This window comes from Ruegeria jejuensis, from assembly GCF_041537905.1.
GTDB lineage: Bacteria > Pseudomonadota > Alphaproteobacteria > Rhodobacterales > Rhodobacteraceae > Ruegeria_C.
The window spans coordinates 96,290-116,192 of sequence record NZ_JBGRUO010000007.1 but is presented as its reverse complement, the minus strand read 5'-3'; the positions used below and the strand labels follow the sequence as shown (position 1 = coordinate 116,192).

General features: G+C 59.3%; 19 protein-coding genes. 13 read left to right on the top strand and 6 right to left on the bottom strand.

What is annotated here, in order from left to right:
* Nucleotides 1–12: 12 nt before the first annotated feature.
* Together AB1E34_RS10455 and AB1E34_RS10450 are read right to left on the bottom strand one after the other, a co-directional pair.
* Entirely contained in the window at nucleotides 13–999 is a 987-nt protein-coding gene (locus tag AB1E34_RS10455; RefSeq protein ID WP_372572287.1) for an NAD(P)H-quinone oxidoreductase, read from the bottom strand.
* A gap of 27 nt (nucleotides 1,000–1,026) precedes the next feature.
* Nucleotides 1,027–2,457: a sulfatase family protein gene (locus tag AB1E34_RS10450; protein WP_372572286.1), complete on the bottom strand. Its 1,431-nt coding sequence runs from the start codon at nucleotides 2,455–2,457 to the stop codon at nucleotides 1,027–1,029.
* Nucleotides 2,458–2,615: 158 nt separating this feature from the next.
* Between AB1E34_RS10450 and AB1E34_RS10445 the strand changes: the two genes are divergently transcribed.
* The 4 genes from AB1E34_RS10445 to AB1E34_RS10430 all read left to right on the top strand — a co-directional run bounded on the left by AB1E34_RS10445 (nucleotide 2,616) and on the right by AB1E34_RS10430 (nucleotide 6,991).
* Nucleotides 2,616–3,293, top strand: a complete 678-nt coding sequence (locus AB1E34_RS10445; RefSeq protein WP_372572285.1) for a FadR/GntR family transcriptional regulator — start codon at nucleotides 2,616–2,618, stop codon at nucleotides 3,291–3,293.
* 138 nt (nucleotides 3,294–3,431) lie between these two features.
* Nucleotides 3,432–5,099, top strand: coding sequence for a thiamine pyrophosphate-binding protein (locus AB1E34_RS10440; protein WP_372572284.1), 1,668 nt, complete (start codon nucleotides 3,432–3,434; stop codon nucleotides 5,097–5,099).
* Between the two features lies 1 nt (nucleotide 5,100).
* Nucleotides 5,101–6,051, top strand: a complete 951-nt coding sequence (locus AB1E34_RS10435) for a 3-hydroxyacyl-CoA dehydrogenase family protein (RefSeq protein ID WP_372572283.1) — start codon at nucleotides 5,101–5,103, stop codon at nucleotides 6,049–6,051.
* Nucleotides 6,038–6,991: a 2-dehydro-3-deoxygalactonokinase gene (locus AB1E34_RS10430; protein WP_372572282.1), complete on the top strand. Its 954-nt coding sequence runs from the start codon at nucleotides 6,038–6,040 to the stop codon at nucleotides 6,989–6,991. Before AB1E34_RS10435 ends, AB1E34_RS10430 begins: the two co-directional genes overlap by 14 nt.
* Before the next feature lie 22 nt (nucleotides 6,992–7,013).
* On the opposite strand, the gene AB1E34_RS10425 is transcribed toward AB1E34_RS10430, so the two are convergent.
* From AB1E34_RS10425 to AB1E34_RS10415, 3 genes are all read right to left on the bottom strand, one after another.
* Nucleotides 7,014–7,403, bottom strand: a complete 390-nt coding sequence (locus tag AB1E34_RS10425) for a hypothetical protein (RefSeq protein ID WP_372572281.1) — start codon at nucleotides 7,401–7,403, stop codon at nucleotides 7,014–7,016.
* Between the two features lie 108 nt (nucleotides 7,404–7,511).
* The gene (locus AB1E34_RS10420; protein WP_372572280.1) at nucleotides 7,512–7,955 is read right to left on the bottom strand and encodes a hypothetical protein; all 444 of its coding nucleotides are present in this window, start codon (nucleotides 7,953–7,955) and stop codon (nucleotides 7,512–7,514) included.
* A 75-nt stretch (nucleotides 7,956–8,030) separates the two neighbouring features.
* Nucleotides 8,031–9,182: an MBL fold metallo-hydrolase gene (locus AB1E34_RS10415; protein WP_372572279.1), complete on the bottom strand. Its 1,152-nt coding sequence runs from the start codon at nucleotides 9,180–9,182 to the stop codon at nucleotides 8,031–8,033.
* Nucleotides 9,183–9,312: 130 nt separating this feature from the next.
* On the opposite strand from AB1E34_RS10415, the gene AB1E34_RS10410 reads away from it, so the two are divergent.
* A complete protein-coding gene (locus AB1E34_RS10410) occupies nucleotides 9,313–9,777 on the top strand; it encodes a winged helix-turn-helix transcriptional regulator (protein ID WP_372572278.1) in 465 nt (154 codons plus the stop codon).
* Nucleotides 9,778–9,843: 66 nt separating this feature from the next.
* On the opposite strand, the gene AB1E34_RS10405 is transcribed toward AB1E34_RS10410, so the two are convergent.
* The gene (locus tag AB1E34_RS10405) at nucleotides 9,844–10,689 is read right to left on the bottom strand and encodes a formylglycine-generating enzyme family protein (protein WP_372572277.1); all 846 of its coding nucleotides are present in this window, start codon (nucleotides 10,687–10,689) and stop codon (nucleotides 9,844–9,846) included.
* 455 nt (nucleotides 10,690–11,144) lie between these two features.
* Between AB1E34_RS10405 and AB1E34_RS10400 the strand changes: the two genes are divergently transcribed.
* The 8 genes from AB1E34_RS10400 to AB1E34_RS10365 all read left to right on the top strand — a co-directional run bounded on the left by AB1E34_RS10400 (nucleotide 11,145) and on the right by AB1E34_RS10365 (nucleotide 19,882).
* Nucleotides 11,145–11,909, top strand: coding sequence for a FadR/GntR family transcriptional regulator (locus AB1E34_RS10400; RefSeq protein ID WP_372572276.1), 765 nt, complete (start codon nucleotides 11,145–11,147; stop codon nucleotides 11,907–11,909).
* 159 nt (nucleotides 11,910–12,068) lie between these two features.
* A complete protein-coding gene (locus AB1E34_RS10395) occupies nucleotides 12,069–13,121 on the top strand; it encodes an ABC transporter substrate-binding protein (RefSeq protein WP_372572275.1) in 1,053 nt (350 codons plus the stop codon).
* Between the two features lie 11 nt (nucleotides 13,122–13,132).
* Nucleotides 13,133–13,948 carry an ATP-binding cassette domain-containing protein gene (locus tag AB1E34_RS10390; protein WP_372572274.1) on the top strand — a complete coding sequence of 272 codons (816 nt, stop codon included), beginning with the start codon at nucleotides 13,133–13,135 and terminating at the stop codon, nucleotides 13,946–13,948.
* On the top strand, nucleotides 13,938–15,155 hold the full coding sequence (locus tag AB1E34_RS10385; RefSeq protein ID WP_372572273.1) for a sugar ABC transporter permease: 1,218 nt from the start codon (nucleotides 13,938–13,940) through the stop codon (nucleotides 15,153–15,155). Before AB1E34_RS10390 ends, AB1E34_RS10385 begins: the two co-directional genes overlap by 11 nt.
* Nucleotides 15,156–15,167: 12 nt before the next feature.
* Nucleotides 15,168–15,638 (top strand): gluconate 2-dehydrogenase subunit 3 family protein, encoded by a 471-nt coding sequence (locus AB1E34_RS10380; protein ID WP_372572272.1) that lies wholly within the window; start codon nucleotides 15,168–15,170, stop codon nucleotides 15,636–15,638.
* Nucleotides 15,628–17,247 carry a GMC family oxidoreductase gene (locus AB1E34_RS10375; RefSeq protein ID WP_372572271.1) on the top strand — a complete coding sequence of 540 codons (1,620 nt, stop codon included), beginning with the start codon at nucleotides 15,628–15,630 and terminating at the stop codon, nucleotides 17,245–17,247. The genes AB1E34_RS10380 and AB1E34_RS10375 overlap by 11 nt, the downstream gene beginning before the upstream one ends.
* A gap of 8 nt (nucleotides 17,248–17,255) precedes the next feature.
* A complete protein-coding gene (locus AB1E34_RS10370; RefSeq protein WP_372572270.1) occupies nucleotides 17,256–18,716 on the top strand; it encodes an aldehyde dehydrogenase family protein in 1,461 nt (486 codons plus the stop codon).
* On the top strand, nucleotides 18,713–19,882 hold the full coding sequence (locus AB1E34_RS10365; RefSeq protein ID WP_372572269.1) for a mandelate racemase/muconate lactonizing enzyme family protein: 1,170 nt from the start codon (nucleotides 18,713–18,715) through the stop codon (nucleotides 19,880–19,882). The genes AB1E34_RS10370 and AB1E34_RS10365 overlap by 4 nt, the downstream gene beginning before the upstream one ends.
* Nucleotides 19,883–19,903: the final 21 nt, after the last annotated feature.

The following is a 19,903-nucleotide window of genomic DNA, read 5'->3' as shown; positions in this document are numbered from 1 at the left end:
CGCGTCGCAACCTCACAGTTCGAGCACGATCTTCCCGATGTGATCGCCCTGTTCCATCCGCGCATGGGCCAGGCTGGCGTCCTTGAGTGCAAAGACCTGATCCATCACCGGCTTAATCTTGCCCGCTTCGACTAGTGGCAGAACCTGATCGCGCAGTTCATTGGCCAGCACCTCCTTGAACTCGACAGAGCGCGCGCGCAGGGTTGAACCGGTGAAGTTCAGCCGTTTCTGCATCAATTTGCGAAAGTCCACCTCGGCTTTGGGGCCTTGAAGGAAAGCGATCTGGACCAGACGGCCTTCAACCGCCGCCACATCAAGGTTGCGGTCGATATAGGGCCCGCCGACCATGTCCAGGATCAGATCGACCCCGCGCCCGTCTGTAAACTTGCGCGCCGCTTCGACAAAATCATCCTCGCGGTAATTGATGGCCAGATCAGCGCCAAGGTCTTCGCAAAACTTGCGCTTTTCCTCCGAACCCGCGGTGGCGATGACTTTGGCGCCAAATGCCTTGGCAAGCTGGATCGCGGTGGTGCCGATACCGCTGGTGCCGCCGTGCACCAGAAACACGTCTCCCGCCTTGAGCTCGCCGCGCTGAAACACATTGTGCCAGACGGTGAAGAACGTCTCGGGAAATGCTGCGGCCTGCGCCATGTTGAGCGTCCCGGGAACGTCCAGAACATGCAGCACATTTGCCGTCGCATATCCGGCATAGCCCCCACCGCTGATCAGCGCCATGACCTTGCGCCCGATTTCACCATCAGACACCCCGTCGCCCACCGCCACAATGGTTCCCGCAACTTCGAGCCCCAGAATTTCGGACGCACCGGGCGGCGGCGGATAGGCCCCTTTGCGCTGCAGGCAGTCCGGGCGGTTCACACCCGCAGCAACCACTTCGATCAAGACCTCACCGGCGCCCGGCACGGGGCGTTCGGCACTTCCAAGTCGCAGCATTCCGGGTCCACCCGGCTCGATAAGCTCGATGGCCTGCATCGTCTCCATTCATTTTCCTCCTGAATATCTGGATTGTCAGCGGAACGCTTCGGTCCGGTCCCGCGTTTGCACATTGCTTTGGATCAACCAGTTCAAAATCCGGTCTTTCATCTCAAACTTGCGCTCACGATGTTCGGGCCGGAGCCACAGGTTTTCCATTTCGTCGGGGTCGTTTTCCATGTCGAACAGCTGCCCCTCGTCGGTGCCCAGCAAATGCACCAGCTTCCAGCGCTCGTCGCGGATCATGGTGATGAAATCGGCACCGGTCATGACCATGTCCCCGGCCTGCTCGCAGAAAACCTCGCTCCGCGCCTCCCAATCTTCGTCCTTCAGCGCGGGCACGAGGCTACGCGCCTCCATATCGGACGCGGGTTCGACACCGGCCAGTTCCAGAATGGTCGGGCCCAGATCGAACAGCTGACACAGCCCCTCAACGGTGCGCCCACCGGCAAACCGCTTGGGCGACCAGACGATCAGGGGCACGCGGGTGACAACGTCATACATGCTCCACTTCTGCGAAACGCCATGATCCCCAAGGCAATCGCCGTGATCCGAGGTGAAGATCACCACGGTGTCGTCATAGTCGTTGCTGTCCAGCGCCTCCATGATCTCACCCACGCAGGTATCGATCATCGAGACATTGGCATAGTAATAGGCCCGCATCCGGTGCTCATCCTCGGGTGTCCGGTCCGGATTCCAGAGGATCGAATCGTGATCGACCTCGGCGTCATGCACCCGCTTGGCTTCGAGATACGAGGGCTGGCCGTCCAGATCCTGCTGGCTGACCTTGGGCATGGGGATATCGTCGCGCCCCATATACATGTCGGCATATTTCTGCGTCGGATCATATGGCGGGTGCGGCCCCGGAAAGCCGATCTGCATGAACAAAGGTGTCGTTTTCGGCTTGGTATCCAGCCACCACTTCGAGAAGTTGCCGACAAACACGTCGGAATGCAGCTCTTCGGGCAGCTCCCATTCGAACGCGCCAAGCCGCTGACCGTAATCGTCGCGCTTGCGATAGTGTTCGCGCTGTTGCTTGACCAGACCATTGGCCGCCAGCGCCTTGTCCCATTCGTCGAAATACCACCGCCCCTGAAGGTAACGGTCCTTGTTTTCGACATTGAAACGCTCATCGAACCCGGCATCAGCCGTGAACGGGTTGGTGTGCATCTTGCCGACATTGACGCAGGTATATCCCGCCTCGTTCAGGTCCTTCACCCAGGTGTTCGACCAGACCTGCTCATTTTCCAGAATGCCGGTGACATGCGGGTAATACCCGGTGAACAGGCTGGCCCGGCTGGGCACACAGCTGGCTGCCGTGATGTGGCATTGGTCGAATGAGACACCTTCGCGCGCCAGACGGTCGAGGTTGGGTGTGTTCATATGCCCGTGGCCATGCGCCGCGATCGTATCAAACCTTTGCTGATCGGTAATAATCAGCACGATATTGGGCCGCGTGTCGGACATGCGCGACAGCTCCTTTTCGATTCAGACCAATTTGCGGCCACCGTATTTTGGTTGGTCCAGTTTATCAACCCAAAAGATTTGGACCGGTCAAAAGCCCCTGTACGCGCAGGATTAAATTGGTTAGACCAAAAGAAAGGCTTAAGACCAAGGAGACGCACGTGGCGACAAAAACCTATCAGCGCGTTGCCAATTCGCTGGAAAGTGACATCCGATCAGGCAAGTTCAAACCCATGAGCCGCCTGCCCCCCGAGCGCGAACTGGCCTCGGACTTCGAAGTCAGCCGGACCACCGTGCGCGAGGCGCTGCTGGCGCTTGAGGCCGCGCGCATCATCACGATCAAAGACCGGTCCGGGGCTTATGTCCTGCCAATCAGCGATGAAGAAAGCACATTGCTGGCGCGCGTTGAATCCACACCGGGACCGCATGAGGTGCTGCAACTTCGGCGTTTGATCGAACCCGAGGCCTGCTTTCAGGTGGCCATGTCCGGTTCGGACGCCATTATTGCAGATATTGTTGCAGCATATGAAGCAAACGCAGCGGTCCCCCCTGATGACACACCCGAATTTCACCAATCGGTGCGGCATTATCACATGACGATCATGAAAGGCGCGGGCAACAGCCTGTTCGTGGAATTGATGGACTATCTGTGGGAACAGAAGAGCGGGCCGCTCTGGGAGAATTGGTACATGGGCACCCGGTCGCGCCATCATCGGCAAACCACGATCGCCAATAACCGCGAAATCACCGAGGTCATCGTCGCCCGACGTCCACAAGCGGCGCGTACGGCGATGGAGCGCCATATCGACGGGATGGTCAGCCGATTCTTGAGCTATTGAAGCGCTCTGGATAGTCCAAAAATTGATCTTTAAGATTTGGCTGGACCAATTTAACTTTTTGGTCTAGGGTCCGCGAAACCCGTCGTAGAATCCCCTGTGGCTCTGCGGCCCGCCCCAAAGCCAATAGGATCAACAATCATGGAAGTTACCGGCGCGCACATCATCGCCGATGTGATCGAACATACAGAACAGGTGGATCACGTGTTCTTCGTGGATGCTGTGCTGCGGCACACGCTCCTGCAACTGGAAGACCGCGGGATTACCCGCATCTTGGCGCACAGCGAAAAGGCCGCGGCCTATATGGCCGATGGGTATGCGCGAGCTTCGGGCAAGACCGGTTTCTGCATGGCGCAGGCCGTCGGGGCGGCCAACCTCGCCGCCGGGTTGCAAGACGCCTATCTGGACCGGGTCCCGATGCTGGCGATGACCGGGCGCAAAGCCGACAGTCACCAGCACCGCAACGCCTATCAGGAAGTGTCACACCGCCCTCTTTACCAAGCGGTCACGGACTTTACCGCCGAAGTGCGCGATGTGAACCACCTGCCCCGTATGCTGGCAAATGCCCTGCGTGCCGCGAAAACCGGCACCTGTCGGCCCGTACATCTGGACCTGGACGGGTTGAAAGGCGATCAGGTCGAAGAAGTCACCTTTACGGGTGATCCGGCGGATCTGATGTTCCCTGGCTCGGGTCAGGGGCAGACCATTCAGCCCGCAGCGGCTGATCTTCAGGCCGCAGCCGACGAAATCGCCGCCGCCAAACGCCCGATGATCGTTGCCGGTGTTACCGCGCTCTATACTGAGGCGGGCGCGGGCCTGAAGGCGCTGGCCGAAAAGATGGGCATCCCTGTCGCCACATCGGTCGGCGCACGCTCGGTCATCGAAACATCACATCCCAACCATTTCGGTGTGGTCGGAACCTATTCTGCGCCTTACGCCAACGCGTTGCTGGCGCAGGCTGATCTGGTAATCTATGTCGGATGCCATATGGGCGACCAGATCAGCTGTGACTGGACAATTCCGACACCTGGCACCCGCATCATCCAGATTGACACAGATCCGCTGGAGTTGGGGCGCGGATATCCCAACGTCCTGGGCTTGGCCGGACCGCTGGGCGATGCATGTATCTCGATTGCTGACAAATGCCCCGGCCGCCCGGCAAATGGCTGGCTCGAACGTTGCCGAACGGCCGCCGATGACTGGCTGGCCGCGTCGTTGCAAAACGTCTACGCGCCCAGCGATCTGATCCCGGCACCCCGGCTTGCGCATGAGCTGGGTGAGGCCCTGCCTGATAACGGCATCGTGGTGGCAGATACCGGTTTCTCGGCAACCTGGACGGCGCAATATACCGCCTTTGACAAACCCGGTCAGACATATCTGCGCGCGGCAGGGTCTCTGGGATGGGCCTTCCCGGCTGCAATAGGCGCGCAGTTGGGTGCAAAAGACCGCCCCGTTGTCTGCTTCACCGGTGACGGCGCGCTTTATTATCACATTGGTGAGCTGGAAACGATGCGCCGCTGGAACGTGCCGCTGGTCACAGTGGTCAACAACAACGCCGCACTGGGTCAGGGCCTGAGATCGGTCAAGAAACTCTATGAAAATCGCCCCGGTAATCTGGGTGATCTGGTAGAGTTCGAGAAAGTGAACTTTGCCGAATTGGCTGGCGCCTTTGGCATCAAGGGCATCCGCGTGGAAAAAGCCGAGGATATCCAGCCCGCGATCAAAGAGGCCATCGCCCTGCGCGAACCCGTGATCATCGATGTTGTCACCGACCCCGACAGCAACCCCGAACCGGCCTGGAGACTCTGACATGCCCGCCTATGATACCGTCGCCGTCATAGGCGCAGGCGTGATGGGCCATGCGCTTGCGCTGGTTCATGCGCTTGGCGGTTGCAAGGTCCGTCTGAATGATCGCTCATCCGATCGTCTGGACTGGGCGAAGGGCCGGATCACCGCATTGTCCGAGGACCTGGCCGCGCTTGGAATTGCCGATCCCGTTGATCTCGCCGCGGCGGCAGATCGCATTCGCTACGTCACCGACCTTGCCGAGGCGGTCCGTGACACGAATTTGGTGGTCGAGGCGATCATAGAAGATGCCGACATCAAGCGCGCTTTTTATGAAACGCTGCTTCCGGTGTTGCCGGAAGCTGCTGTCGTGGCCAGCAACACCTCGTTTCTGGACGTCTTCCCGCTAATGCCCGAGGCATTGCGGCGGCGGGCGCTGATCGTACACTGGTACACACCGCCCTACCTGATCGATCTTGTCGATGTGGTTCCGGCCCCCGGGCTTGCTCCCGAAATGGCCAGAACGATGGTCGATTTTTTGACGGCATTGGGTAAAAAACCCGTTCTGCTGAAAAAGTTCGTTCCCGGCTACATCGCCAACAACGTGCAGATGGCGATCGAGGCCGAAGTGTTTCGTCTACTTGACGCGGGCGTGGCCGAGGTAGCCGAGATCGACGACGCCATCCGCTTTGGGCTGGCGCAGCGGCTGTGTCTGATGGGGCAGTTCAAAAAGATCGACTATACCGGCTTGCAGGTGGTCCGCGACATTCACGCGGCGGGCCTTTATGAGCCGCCTTCCATGCCGACCGGCACACCCAAACTGGACGAGTTGCTGACAGAAGATGCGACCGGCCTGTTATCCGGGTGCGGCTTTTATGACTATGGCGAACAATCGGCTGAGACCTTCCTCAACCGCCGCGACCGCAAACTGGTCCGGCTGAAACAGGCACTGGCCGACGATGATGAGCCGCTCTGAGCCCACTCACTGGCCGTTGGCGGTGCTCGACTGGGGCACGTCGAACCTGCGCGCCTATTGCGTGGACGAGGCTGGGACAATTCTGGGACAGGTCTCACGCGACGCGGGTGTAAAGACGATGCCCGAGGCGGGGTACCCCGTTCTGGTACAGCAGTTGCTCGCCGATCTGGCCCCTCCTGCTCCCATCCGCCACGCCCTGCTGGTTGGCATGGTCGGCAGCGAGTTGGGCTGGCGCGAAACGCCGATGCGCCCTGCCCCGGCCTCGCTATCTGACCTGGCGCACCATCTGAACCCGGTGCCCGGCCATCCCTGCCGCGTCATTCCGGGCGTCTCGGCCCTTTCGGTCGCTGGCCTGCCGGATATGATGCGCGGAGAAGAAACGCAGGTTCTGGGTGCCCTGGCTGAAACTGGGCAGACAAGCGGGCTGTTCTGCCTGCCCGGCACACATTGCAAGTGGGTACAGTGCGACGATGGCCGGATCACCCGGATCACAACCGCCATGACCGGCGAGTTGTTCGACCTGCTGACCCGGCACAGCGTTCTGAGGGCGCAGACCGGTTCTGACGACACCGAGGATGACCTGACCGCTTTCGACGAGGGCGTCCAAACCGCGCTGACGGGCCTTGGCGCGGCTCAGCTTGCCTTTTCTGTGCGCCCGCGCGCGCTGGTCGCGGACAAATCAGGCGCAGCCAGCGCCCGGAGCTATCTGTCCGGCATTCTGATCGGGGCGGAGCTGCAAACGATGCAGGCGCATCAGAAGGGCTCCGCATTGACCATAATCGGCGCGCCCGCGCTCACACGCGCCTATGCAAGGGCCTGCGTCATTCTGGACATAAAGGCCAAAACGATGGACGGAGCGACTGCGGTCAGCCGTGGGGCCGCATTGATCCATCATCACTGGCTGGGCGACATCCACGCCCGGCAGGGCCTAGTCAGGTAAGACCGGAAGCGTCAGCTTGGTTTTAACGCAAAAGCGCCAATTCCGCGCGGACCTGCGGCCAGATGGCGCGCAAGGCAATGGCCGGAATGACAAGGTAGATCAGGATGCCACCGGGTATGATCACTTGCAGCGGAATATCCCGTGCGAAGATGACGGAGTAAGTGAAGTCCGAGGTTTCCATCCCCATTCTTACCAGGACGAAGACAAAGACGCCAATATAGCTGCGGAAGATAAAGGCCATGGCGGCAAGACCCAGCCCAATGAGGATGTTGCGCGAGATATATAGCGTCGCCAGATAGCTCAGCCCGGTCTGGTCCGGAAACATGATTGTGATGTCCAGATAAGCCATCACACCGAACAGAATCGGGGTGATAATCTCAACAATTACGACAATCCAAATCCAGATTGGCATAAATCGCCTGCCCGCATGCGCCCTGTGCTTTGCCCTTTTTCGTTTTTGTTTGCAATGCGCTAGGTTCTGGTCGTGTATTTCTTGCTAACCTTGCGCATGACAAGCGAGCTAGTCCGCCTTTGAGGCCGCCTTTGAAGCGAATAGGATGCGGTCCAGCGCGATGCGATCTTCGCTCATGAAGGCCAACAGGATCAGCGAACCAACAGCGACGGTGAAGGACGGGAAAAACAGGACCTGCCGAGACGCTTCGTCCACAAGGTACATACCAAAGGGGTCAAGAATGTACTTCCAGATGGCAAGCGCACCCCCCACCAGAATGATCGCCTGGATCGAATAGGTAATCTTGCGGAAAAGACCCAGGATGATCAGCAGCCCAAGCACGACTTCGGCCCATCCCAGGATGGCTTGCAGGTTTTGTGCGCTGAGCGCGCCACCATAAAACTTGTCCGAGACCTCGATTGCCGTCTCACCGGCGATGGCTTTTATGAGACCCCAGATCACCAAAAGCAGTCCAGTGCTCAGGCGCAGCGCAAGAAGAAGAGCGGATTTCATTTGAATACTCCGAAAACAAGGATGAGTGGACGCGCCCGGGTGTCGTAAATGCCTAAACCGGGGCGCGCAGTTTGGTCATGCCGGGTTGGCAGCGGCCTTTTTGCTTTGGAACAGCTTTTTATCGGCCCATTTCACGAAACCCTTGGGTAGGCAGGACGCCACTTTTTCGATCCGCGGGTTGAACAACAGCCGATGGGTTTCACCGAAATTGATCAGGGTCCCCATATAGAGCGCCGAGGTGTGTTCCTGCTCGGGATACGTCTTGAGCATCTTTTCGATGACTTCATCCGATGTCTTGCTCGACGCGAGCGCCGCTTCGTAGTCTTCGATATAGCCGAGGCTGTATTCCAGCGTGGCCTTGGGCGTCAGCTTATCTGACCACGTCCGAACGACGTGACCGGGAATGACCACGTTCAGGTCCATATCCATATAGCTGCGGATCTGCTCTTTCCATTTTGCACGCCCATTCGCCGTGGTGCCGCCCAGCATCATATGCGCACCGAAATAGCAGATATCGGTCGGCAGCAGCGCCTTGAGGTCGGGGATATAGATGACCGTATGCGGCTCATCCTCTTCGCCGATACCGACATCCCCATACTGATCGTGCCAGAGCTGAATCTCGCGGCCTTCCAGCATGATCTTGTCTGTATCCAGTGCTTCGAAAGGCAGCGAAGGAACCGCAGCGTTGTCGCCATAGCGCTTGCGGGCCATCTCGTCATCAGCCGCCATCCGCAGATGCTGCAAGGCCACGACGCGGGGGGCGCCGACACATTTTGCATCGGGGAAGCGCTGTTTGAGGATGGTTGCGCCCTGCGAGTGATCAAGATGCGCGTGATCGAGATAGATATAGGTCAGTTTGCGCCCGGTTTTTTCGATCTCGTCCGCCAGCCGTTCAGCGGCATATTTGGTCGCCTGCGCGGTAACACTGATCACCTCTTCATCGCCCATGATCAGACTGGACGACACGTTGATTTCGTTTGCCTGCGAAATGAAGTGCAACAGCTTGAGAGGGCTGTCGGGAAAAGCAGCCTCATAGGTGCGGAACGCGGGGCCCTCAAGGGTTTCGGGGATGGACCCTTCGGCCTTCTGGCCCCCACCCTTGACCCACACGGCAAGCAAAACCAACCCAGCAAGAAGGGCAACGACGATGCCCAGAGCGATAGGTGACAGGAAATAGAGGCCAATGGCAAAAACCACGGCACCAAAGATGAACACTACTTTTCTCATAGATCTCAACCTTGTAGGGCACAGGATATTTGAGTATAAGTATCTTTAAGATACCTTTTTGGTACCTTTAGGAAACTAAATGAAGCTTGGCAACACAAATTTTTGCGATCGAAGAAAGTGAGCGAAATCAATGACACGCACGTCGCTAAAGGACACCAATTGCAGTTGGGCCCAAGGCGCAGAGGCAATCGGGGACAAGTGGACGATCCTGATCCTCAGGGATGCGCTCCGAGGTGTGAATACCTTCTCTGGATTCGCAAAAGGCATCGGCGTATCGAAAAAGGTTCTGTCACAACGTCTCGATCACCTGCACTCCTCTGGCCTTTTGGCAAAAGAGCCGACCGAAGCGGGCAGTTCCCGCATGACCTACCAGCTGACGGACAAGGGTCTGGCCCTGTTTCCTGTCATGGTCGCGTTGGGGCAATGGGCGGATCGGTGGGTGTATGGTGACGGAAACCAACCCATGATTCCGGTAGATCGCAGAACACGCCAGCCACTGGATGAGGTCGTGATCACCTCAGAGGGTCGTGGTCCATTGACCTCGTCGGACGTAACTTTGCTCCGCAACGACGAACAGGTTTTGGCACGCGACTAATCGCAGCTGTGTCACAACGCGTGCGCGATCAGAGGTTTTGGAACTGCGCCCGCAATCGGGTCGCGGTCACATCGCGAGCCGAAATCCCATATGGGACGTGGCGCTGTTCGATGTCACACCAGTACGGGCCGCAATGCGGTAACGATAGCAATAGGATTTATGGCACAGAAACGACCCGCCTTTGAGTAGGCGGATATCCTGCCGGACCGAGTCTGCATTACGAAGCCTGGCGGACTTTGAGACCGAGGCGACGCGGAAGATATCCTTGGACCACTCCCAGACATTTCCGGCCATGTTATAAAGACCAAACGGATTGACCCCAAAACTGTCGACGGGCGCAGTGCCTGCGAAGCCATCGACGCAAGTGTTTTCCTGCGGGAAATTGCCCTGCCAGATATTGCAGAGCGGCTCAGTGTCCGAGGGCTCAGTCTCGCCCCAGGGGTAAGTCGCATCCGCATCCCCGCCACGTGCAGCGTGCTCCCACTCGACTTCGGACGGAAGGCGTCCACCAGCCCATGTCGCAAAAGCCATCGCGTCGTGCCACGACACCTGCGTCACCGGGTGGTCTGCAAACCCATCCAGATCCGAATGCGGCCCAAACGGGTGTGCCCAGTCAGCACCGTCGACGCGGCACCACCACGGCGTTGCGGCAACGCGCTGATACGCCCCGTCCTGTTTGGTGAACGAGAAAAAAACCAATGACCAGCCAAATTGCTCTGCCTCAGTGCGGTAGCCGGTATCGGCAACAAACTCGGCGAACCAGGCGTTCGTCACGGCAAACGGGTCCATTCGATAGGGTTCAAGCCGGGCTTTACGGCGCGGTCCTTCGCAATCCGGTCGGATGAAAGGGGCATTTGTCCCCACATGGGTTTGCCCGCCAGGTATCTCGCGCAAGCGATTGGTCCAGGACATGTCCGGACACGGCCAGATGTCCTTTTTGGTCGGGGGCGACGGGCGGGTCAGAGATGGCGCACAGCAGGGCGAGGCGGCAACATTGGTCACAGGGCGAATATCTCCGCTGCCGCACTCTCCGTTTGGTCCGCGCGGGTCTGCCTAATTGTCCCAGTCGATCCCTGGGGAACTTTCCTGATGTTTGCATAAAACATGTGCATCCGACCTCCCGATCCGGGGCAAGGCAACGCTTTGGTGTTGGCGCAAAATATATACCAAATATTAAAACAATAAAGCAGGTTGGACCAATATTTTAGGCAATTCCATCGACCCTCGGGCAATCTGTTAGTGCAGAGTGAGGCAAATAATACATTATAAATTAGATCTTTAGTCTATTTCTTTGGTCATTCGCGACCACTGGTGCATAGTCGAAAAACATCTGGACACATCAAACATCTGATGTTTAAGCTTATCTCATGTCTGAACTGCTGTACTACGATTTGAAAGAAACCACCGGCGTCGCGCCCAGCCTCGCGACCCATGTTTGCCGAGAGCTTGGCAGGCGCATCGTGGGTGGGGTCATCCGCGAAGGTGATCTGGTCGATGACGAAACCAAACTGGGTGAACGGTTCGGGGTCAGCAAGTCGGTCATCCGCGAAGCCGTGAAGCTGCTGGTTGGCAAGGGATTGCTTGAGGTGCGCCGCGGCAGCGGAACGCGCGTCCGGCGTCGAGCCAGTTGGAACCTGTTGGATGACGACGTTCTGGCCTGGCATCTGTCCGCCGAACCCCGCCCTGCATTCCTGCGCCAGTTGATGGACATACGGAAGATTATCGAACCTAAGGCTGCCGCCTGGGCTGCTGCGTCGGGGTCCGAGGAAGATCATGCTCAGATCATGAAAGCCCAAGAGAAGATGGAGGAAGAGGCCCGTTCGGTCGAGGAGTTCGTCGTCGCCGACGCCTTGTTTCACCGCTCGGTCCTGCGGGCTGCGCAAAACGAACTGCTGTTATCGATGGAAGGTGTGATCTTTTCCGCGTTGCTGACTTCGATCCGCCTGACCAATACCGATCCGCGCGAAAACGAAGGCTCGATCCCGTTCCACCGCGAGGTTGCCGAAGCAATCGTCAGTCGAAACGCAGACCTTGCGGAAACCAAGATGCGCGAACTGCTTGGTGACACCGATACGCGGCTGGCTGATGCCATTGGCACCCCTGCACAGGTCAACCCACAACACCCGGACTGATCCCGGGCCCATTTCCACGAATTCGTATGGTGGCGGATTTAGTGGCGGCGTCGCGAGCCAGAGCTGAAACCAACTCGCGACGCATTCAAACCCTGGTCAAGGGAGACAACCACCAGACATCCGCGCGAAAGCGCACGGAACATCAACGAGGAGGATATGATGTTTTCCAACCTTAAGAAAGGTTTGCTGGCAACAACGGCCGTTACTGTGGTCACTGCTGGTGCGGCCTCGGCCGATATGGTTGCCCTGCTTCTGCCCGAGAACGTGAACCCGCGCTGGGAGCAGCAGGATGCAGCCGCGTTTGTTGCAACTATGGGAGAAATTGCCCCGGACATCAAAGTCGAGGTGTTCAATGCCAACAACGACACATCTGTTCAGCAACGGCAGGCCGAACAGGCCCTGACCCGAGGCGCCAAAGTGCTGGTGGTTATTCCCATCGATGGCGAAAGCTCGGCCATCATCGCCGACACGGCGGCCGAAGAAGGCGTGCCCACGATTGCCTATGACCGGATGATCAACTCGCCCAACACCAAGTTCTGGGTGCAGGCCGACATGTTCGCCACCGGTGCAGCGCAAGCGCAACACGTGGTCGATAATACCAAAGCGGGCGACACGCTGGTGCTGCTGAAAGGCTCACCCACCGATCCGAACGCAGGCGTGATTGCCGCTGGTCAGGTTTCGGTTCTGCAACCGCTCTTTGACTCCGGTGAACGGGTGATGGGTTATGAGAACTGGACCCCTGGTTGGGACCCGGCCATTGCCCGCCGGTCGATGGATCAGGCGCTGACCCAGCTGAACAACAATGTTCAGGGCGTGGTTTCGTCCAATGACGGCAATGCCGGTGCAGCGATTGCAGCAATGGAAGAACAGGGCATGGCGGGCACCGTTCCGGTATCGGGGCTGGACTGCACGGTGCAAGCGCAGCAGCTGATGCTTCTGGGCAAACAGACCCAGTGCGGTTGGCGTCCTCTGCATGAAATGGCGGCGGCAGCGGCCAATGTGTCTTTGCGTCTGTTGAATGGCGAAGCCTATGATGATCTGGCGACCGAAGTTGTGCAGAACGGCGTTGGCGCAGATGTCGCCTTTGTTCCGGTTGACAGCTACTCGGCAGTTGGTGCCGAGGGCGTCGGCTATGTCATCGAAAATGATCCCTCGATCACCAAAGACATGGTCTGCCAGGGCGAAGCCGCGGCGACTGATTTCTGCAGCTGATCGGGACGTTCATGTCTTCTGACCAAAAACCGGTGGGGCAGTCTGCCCCACCGCCCCATTTGCGGGTACAAGGCATTCAGAAACGCTTTGGGGGTGTCCATGCCCTGCGCGGCGTTGATTTCGAAGTGGCGCGCGGCGAAGTGATGGCCCTGGTGGGCGATAACGGCGCGGGCAAATCCACCCTGATGAAGGTGCTGGCCGGCGCGCATGTGGCCGATGAGGGCTCGTTCTTCATCGACGAAAAACCGGTGACGGTGGCCAGCCCGCATGATGCCACCGCACTGGGCATCCAGATCGTTTATCAGGATCTGGCCTTGTGCGAAAATCTGGACGTGGCGGCCAACCTGTCGCTGGGTGCCGAACCGGTCAAACCCGGTTGGGGATTCCTGCCCCGTATCTTGCGCCCGCTGGACGACCTTGAGATGGAAGTCAAAGCCAAACGCGCCATCGATCGACTTCAGGTCAAAACGCTGCAATCGGTTCGAAATAAGGTGGGTGGTCTGTCCGGTGGCCAAAGGCAGGCCATTGCCATTGCCCGCGCTGTTGGCGCGGAAAGCTCGGTTGTCATGCTGGACGAACCAACCGCCGCATTGGGCGTCGCGCAAACCCGACAGGTGCTTGAGGTGGTCAAACGTCTGCGCGAGACCAATCACGCGGTGGTCTATATCTCGCACAACATGCGCGACATTTTCGAAGTGTCCGACCGGATCTGCGTGCTGCGTCACGGTGGAAACGTGGCCACTTACACTACTGCGGACACCGACGCCGACGAGATCGTCGTGGCGATGACCCGTGGCCTGGACAGCGGGGCGAACAATGCAGCCTGATGTCCGCCTCTCATTCCTCGACCGCTTTCGCGCGATGCGCGAGACGCGCTTTGGCGCCTTCGTTCCGGTGCTGCTGGCGCTGGCGGCGATCTGGACCTATTTCGGGCTGGTCCTGCCGCTATACGACATGGCCTTCGGCGATGCCGAGACCTTTTGGTCCGTCTTTCTGAGCCCGCGCAACATCTACAATCTGTTCATGCAATCGGCGGTGATCGCGACCTTGGCCGTGGGCATTACGACCGTGCTGCTTCTGGGTGATATCGACCTGTCTGCAGCGGCCACTGCTGGCGTCTGCGCCGCCTTGTTGGGGGTCTTGACCCTGTCCGGGGTTCCGGGCTGGATTGCCTGCCTGATCGTCATGGGTGTCGGCATCGTCATGGGATCGGTGCAGGGCATGCTGGTGGCCTATGTGGGCATCCCGTCCTTTGTTGTGACCCTGGCCGGGCTGCTTGGTTATCAGGGTCTGATGCAGAAAATCCTGCCAACCGGAAACCTGAATATCGGAGACGGCTTTGTACGTGGCATCGCACGGGTGCTGATCCCCGACCTCTGGGGGCTGGTGCTCGGATTGATCTGCGTCGCGCTCTTTGCCTTTGCCAGCCTGCGCAAGCAATCGCAACGCAAGGCCAAAGGGCTGGAACTGGACCCGCCCGCCGCGCTTTGGGGACAGGTTATCGCCTTTTCGGTGATCGTGATCGCGGTGGTTCTGACGTTGAACGCCTATCGCTCACTGCCGTTGTTGCTGGTGCTGCTGATCGGGATCACCGCTTTGCTGGGCTGGGTCACCACCTCGACACCGTTTGGCCGGTCTCTGTTTGCGGTTGGTGGCAATCAGGAAAGCGCCCGCCGGGTTGGCATGAATGTCAAACGCATCCGCGTGGCCGCCTTTGGCATAGTGGGGTTGATGGCCGCCATCGGGGGCATCTTTGGTGCGTCGCGTTTCGGCTCGGTCTCCTACACTGCCTTTGCTGGCGGCTCGCTGTTGCTTGAGGCCATTGGCGCGGCCGTGATCGGGGGCACCTCGCTGTTCGGGGGCCGTGGGTCGGTCTGGAACGCCATTCTGGGCGCGCTGGTGATCGGCTCTCTGGGCAATGGGCTGGACCTGACCGGCGCAAGCGCTGCCGACAAGCTGATGGTGTCCGGCGCAATCCTTTTGCTGGCCGTTGCCATCGACGCGGTGTCGCGTTCTGGCACAGACAGCGACTAGAGGGGTGCGGTGATGAGCATCAATTGGACAGTACAGCAACGCGCCACTCTGGACGCGATTCTGGATGTGCTCATCCCTGCCAACCCTGACAAACACATCCCCGGAGCAGGCGAATTCGGAACAGCCGAGTTCATACTGATGCAGACTGCCAAGATCGCTTCATTCGCTTCGGCGATCGCGGCACTGCTGGACCGGGCTGGTGAGCTGGCGGGCAACATCACTCCCAATGTTGTCCGTCAGCTTGAATCAGAACAACCAGAGGCGTTTCGCGCGCTTCTGGTCGAAACCTACAAGGGCTATTACAGCCGAGCCGAGATCCGCCCCCTTGTTGGTGTCGGGGCTCATCCGGTTCACCCGCTTGGGTATGATGTAGCTCCTGAAAGCGCCGAGGACCTGGCAGCGCTGACAGCCCCGGTGCGCGCGCGCGGACCGCTCTATCGCAGAACGCCGAACCGCGGAGGAGGGCAAAGCGATGCCCCATGATCCCGTCGATGTCCTGATTGTCGGAGCCGGTGCCTCGGGCGCGGCCATCGCCTGGTCGCTGCTGGAAACACGGATGCGTATTCTGTGCCTCGAACAGGGCCCGCACCTGCATGACAAGGATTTCCCGTCGCGCCGCGAAGATTATGAACTGGCCCGGTACGATACGTTTTCCTGCGATCCCAATGTCCGGAAGCTGAAACAGGACTATCCGATCAATTCGACGGACAGTTGTATCACCCCGGTGAACTGGAACGGCGTGGGCGGCTCGACCATCAACTTCCTGGGCCACTGGCCACGCATGCGGCCTTCGGATTTCCGGACCAAGACGCTGGATGGCGTCGGGGATGACTGGCCGGTCGACTACGAAACGCTGGCCCCGTTCTATGATATGAACGATGCCAATACCGGGGTGTCCGGGCTTGCGGGGAATCCGGCCTATCCCGATTATACCCCTCCCCTGCCCCCGATCCCGATGGGCAAGCTGGGACGGACATTGGCGAGCGGGTTCAACGAGTTGGAATGGCACTGGTGGCCCTCGGACGTCTCGATCCTCAGCCGCGACTATGACGGGCGGCAGAAATGCGTCAACGCAGGCACCTGCGATCTGGGATGCGCCGCCGGGGCCAAGGGCGGCACGAATTTTACCTATTGGCCGATCCTGGAAAACGCAGGCGTTGAACTGCGCACCGAATGCCGGGTGCGCGAGGTTCTGGTCGATCCCGAAACCGGGTTCGCCACCGGTGTATTGTATCACGGACCAGACGGGCAGTTGCACGAGCAAAAAGCCGAACTGGTGGTGCTGGCCTGCAATGGCGTAGGCACACCCCGGCTGCTGTTAAATTCGACATCCAAGCTGTTCCCAGAGGGGCTGGCAAACCGTTCCGACATGGTGGGGCGCAACCTGATGTTCCATCCCCTGACCGGGGTTGCCGGTGTCTTTGACGAGCCGATGCTGGGGCATGAAGGCCCGATGGCCTGTTCGATCCTCAGCCAGGAATTCTATGAATCCGACCCCTCGCGCGGGTTTGTCCGGGGCTATGGGCTGCATTCGGGCCGTTCGACCACACCGATGACCTATGCGCTTGGTGGATACGGCATCGACAACCCCATCCCGTGGGGCGCCGAACATCGCAAGGTCATGGACAACATCTATCCCTATCTGGCCGGGCTGACCGTTGTGACCGAGGACCTGCCCGAGGCGCATAACCGTGTCACGCTCGACCCCGAGCTGACCGACAGCGACGGCATCCCCGCCCCCAAGATCACCTACCGCTTGGGGGAAAACACCCAAAGGATGCTGAAGCACGGCGAGGCCCGCGCGACCGAGCTGTTACGGGCTGCTGGCGCGCGCGACGTGCTGACCAAGGGCGACGACTCGGTCTGGTGGCGCGCAGGCTGGCACCAGATGGGCACCTGCCGCATGGGGGACGATCCCGAAACCTCGGTGGTGAACGGCTGGGGCCGCTGCCATGACGTGAAGAACCTGTTCATCGTGGATGGCTCGATCTTTGTCACGGCTGGGGCCGTCAACCCGACCTCAACGATTCAGGCGCTGGCGCTTTATGTCGGCGACTGCATCAAAACCAATATCGCAACCCTGTTTGACTAAGGCTGCTCATGAAGTTTCCAACGAAAATGTATCTGAACGGGGCGCTGACCGATGGTCACGGGTCCCTTGAGGTTCGCAACCCCGCCACCGAAGAGCGCGTAGCCACCGTCGCAGCCGCCGATCTGCCGGATGTGCAGCGCGCACTGGAATGCGCCCGCGATGCTTTCCCGGTCTGGTCGTCAACCCCGCTGGCCGAGCGCAAGGCCTGGATGCACAAGCTGCGCGATGAGGTGATCGCCAACGAGGAGTATCTGCGCAGCTGTATCCATTACGAGCTGGGCAAAGCCTGGGCCGCAACGCAGGAAGATTTCGAAAGCCTCAGAAACTCGCTTGAGTTTTACGCCGATGCGATCGACCGGTTCGACAGCTTCGCCTTACCCGACCGGGCTGGCACCCATAGCCACAAGATGGTCTATGAACCCGCAGGCGTGGCGGTTGCCTTTCTGGCGTGGAATTTCCCGCTGCTGAATCTGGCCTTCAAAATCGGCCCGGCAATGGCTGCGGGCTGTCCGATTATCATCCGCCCGTCGAATGAAACGCCGATCTCGGCCTATGCGGTGGGGGAGCTTTGCGCCAAGATCGGCCTGCCCAAAGGGGCCGTGCAGATCATCGCAACCGAAAGTTATGAGGCGGCAGATGCGCTCAGCGCCTCACCGATTCCGGCGGTGCTGACATTGATTGGCTCCACCGCCACGGGCAAGCACATCATGCGAACCGGGGCGACCACCATCAAGAAATACTCGATGGAACTGGGCGGCAATGCTCCGGTTCTGGTCTTTGCCGATGCGGATCTGGAACAGGCTGCGGATGTGGTCTGTGGCGTGAAATTCAGTAACGCCGGTCAAATTTGTGTCTCGCCCAATCGGGTCTTCGTGGAACGGCCGGTTTTGGAGAAATTCACCGAACTGGCCGTGGCGCGCGCCAAAGCGGCCAAAGTCGGCTGGGATCGCGACGCGGATATCACGACCGGCCCATTGGTTAGCGAACGCGCGTTCGACCGGATCAAAGGGCTGGTCGATCACGCTGTATCCGAAGGGGCGGACCTTTTGGCAGGGGGCGATCGGCCCGCAGACCTGAACCGGGGATACTACCTGGCGCCAACCGTTCTGGGCAATGTCACCGATACCATGGATGTCTATCGGCAAGAGACCTTTGGCCCGATCGTCAGCCTGATCCCCTTCGACACCGAGGAAAACCTGCTGGCCAAAGCCAATGACTGTGACGAGGGCGGGCTGACGGCCTATATCTTCACCTCTGATACGGCAAAAGCCGAACGCTATGCCGCCGGGCTGCGCTATGGCGAGATACAGATCAACGGGGTGCGCTATGATATCGACCTGCCCCATGGTGGCATTGGTCAATCCGGCATCGGCCACGACTGCTCGTATCTGGCGCTGCATGATTATCTGGTTCTGAAAAGGGTAAGCCGGGCGATCCCGCCTGCTGAGTTGGCAGGGGCAGGCGCATGAAGATCACCAAGGTTATCAGCCACGTACTTGCCTATGATTTGCCGGGCGAGTTGGGCTATTCGCAGCAATATTACACAAGGCGCACGGCCCATCTGGTCGAGGTGCAGACCGATGAGGGCATCACCGGTTGGGGTGAGTGCTTTGGACCCGGAAACGTGGCGATTGCCAATAAAGGCATCGTCGAAAAGGTGATCCAGCCGATGATCCTTGGTGATGATCCGCTGGATCGCGACGTGATTTGGCACAAGGTCTATAACCTGCTGCGTGACCACGGCCAGAAGGGGATGCCGATCCAGTCCCTTTCGGGCGTCGATATCGCATTGTGGGATATTGCTGGTAAAGTGGCCGGCCTGCCGATCCACAAGCTGATCGGCGGCACACACCGCACGCAGGTCAAGACCTATGGCTATGGCATGATGCTGAAACGCGAAAGCGTGGATGACCACATCGCGCGCTTTGCCGACGAAGCCGCTGCGATCCGCGATATGGGTTTTGTCGCCACCAAGATGAAAGTCGGGCTGGGACCCAAAGACGACGTGAAGCTGTGCGAAGCGGTGCGGCGCGGCGTCGGCGAAGGTTATCCGTTCATGGTGGACGCAAACCACTGCTACACGACCTCAGACGCATTCTATGTCGGGCGCGCATTGGAAGAGCTGGAGCCCTACTGGTTCGAAGAACCCGTCGCACCCGAAGATCTGGATGGCTACCGGGAATTGCGTCGAGGCCTGTCAGTCAACATTTCTGGCGGCGAGGTCGAATTTGCCCGCTGGGGCTGGCGTCAGATTCTGGAAAACCGGGGGCTGGATATCGCCCAGCCCGAAGTCTGCGCTTTGGGCGGCATTACCGAATATCTGCGTGTTCTGGCGCTGTGTCATGCGCATTTCACGCCGGTGATCAACCATGTCTGGGGCTCGGCCGTGTCCGTTGCCACCAACCTGCAATTGCTGGCGGCGATGCCCCCCCTGCCCGGCGGTCTGTTCCCGTGGGAGCCGATGCTGGAGTTTGACACCACCGACAACAAGTTCCGGGATGAGCTGTTGCACGAACCGTTGAACATTCAGGCTCAGGTGCGTGCAAATGACGGGCATGTCCAGATTCCCACCGGGCCCGGTCTGGGCATCGAGCCGGATCGCGACTTCATCAAACGTTACGAGGTCTGTGATTGAGCCATGCCCAACATCTGCTTC

What these genes read in the sequence shown, in the direction of transcription:
- AB1E34_RS10455 (WP_372572287.1), bottom strand. Translation starts at nt 999, where the DNA reads ATGGAGACGATGCAGGCCATCGAGCTTATCGAGCCGGGTGGACCCGGA.
- AB1E34_RS10450 (WP_372572286.1), bottom strand. Translation starts at nt 2,457, where the DNA reads ATGTCCGACACGCGGCCCAATATCGTGCTGATTATTACCGATCAGCAA.
- AB1E34_RS10440 (WP_372572284.1), top strand. Translation starts at nt 3,432, where the DNA reads ATGGAAGTTACCGGCGCGCACATCATCGCCGATGTGATCGAACATACA.
- AB1E34_RS10435 (WP_372572283.1), top strand. Translation starts at nt 5,101, where the DNA reads ATGCCCGCCTATGATACCGTCGCCGTCATAGGCGCAGGCGTGATGGGC.
- AB1E34_RS10430 (WP_372572282.1), top strand. Translation starts at nt 6,038, where the DNA reads ATGAGCCGCTCTGAGCCCACTCACTGGCCGTTGGCGGTGCTCGACTGG.
- AB1E34_RS10425 (WP_372572281.1), bottom strand. Translation starts at nt 7,403, where the DNA reads ATGCCAATCTGGATTTGGATTGTCGTAATTGTTGAGATTATCACCCCG.
- AB1E34_RS10420 (WP_372572280.1), bottom strand. Translation starts at nt 7,955, where the DNA reads ATGAAATCCGCTCTTCTTCTTGCGCTGCGCCTGAGCACTGGACTGCTT.
- AB1E34_RS10415 (WP_372572279.1), bottom strand. Translation starts at nt 9,182, where the DNA reads ATGAGAAAAGTAGTGTTCATCTTTGGTGCCGTGGTTTTTGCCATTGGC.
- AB1E34_RS10410 (WP_372572278.1), top strand. Translation starts at nt 9,313, where the DNA reads ATGACACGCACGTCGCTAAAGGACACCAATTGCAGTTGGGCCCAAGGC.
- AB1E34_RS10405 (WP_372572277.1), bottom strand. Translation starts at nt 10,689, where the DNA reads ATGTCCTGGACCAATCGCTTGCGCGAGATACCTGGCGGGCAAACCCAT.
- AB1E34_RS10400 (WP_372572276.1), top strand. Translation starts at nt 11,145, where the DNA reads ATGTCTGAACTGCTGTACTACGATTTGAAAGAAACCACCGGCGTCGCG.
- AB1E34_RS10395 (WP_372572275.1), top strand. Translation starts at nt 12,069, where the DNA reads ATGTTTTCCAACCTTAAGAAAGGTTTGCTGGCAACAACGGCCGTTACT.
- AB1E34_RS10390 (WP_372572274.1), top strand. Translation starts at nt 13,133, where the DNA reads ATGTCTTCTGACCAAAAACCGGTGGGGCAGTCTGCCCCACCGCCCCAT.
- AB1E34_RS10385 (WP_372572273.1), top strand. Translation starts at nt 13,938, where the DNA reads ATGCAGCCTGATGTCCGCCTCTCATTCCTCGACCGCTTTCGCGCGATG.
- AB1E34_RS10380 (WP_372572272.1), top strand. Translation starts at nt 15,168, where the DNA reads ATGAGCATCAATTGGACAGTACAGCAACGCGCCACTCTGGACGCGATT.
- AB1E34_RS10375 (WP_372572271.1), top strand. Translation starts at nt 15,628, where the DNA reads ATGCCCCATGATCCCGTCGATGTCCTGATTGTCGGAGCCGGTGCCTCG.
- AB1E34_RS10370 (WP_372572270.1), top strand. Translation starts at nt 17,256, where the DNA reads ATGAAGTTTCCAACGAAAATGTATCTGAACGGGGCGCTGACCGATGGT.
- AB1E34_RS10365 (WP_372572269.1), top strand. Translation starts at nt 18,713, where the DNA reads ATGAAGATCACCAAGGTTATCAGCCACGTACTTGCCTATGATTTGCCG.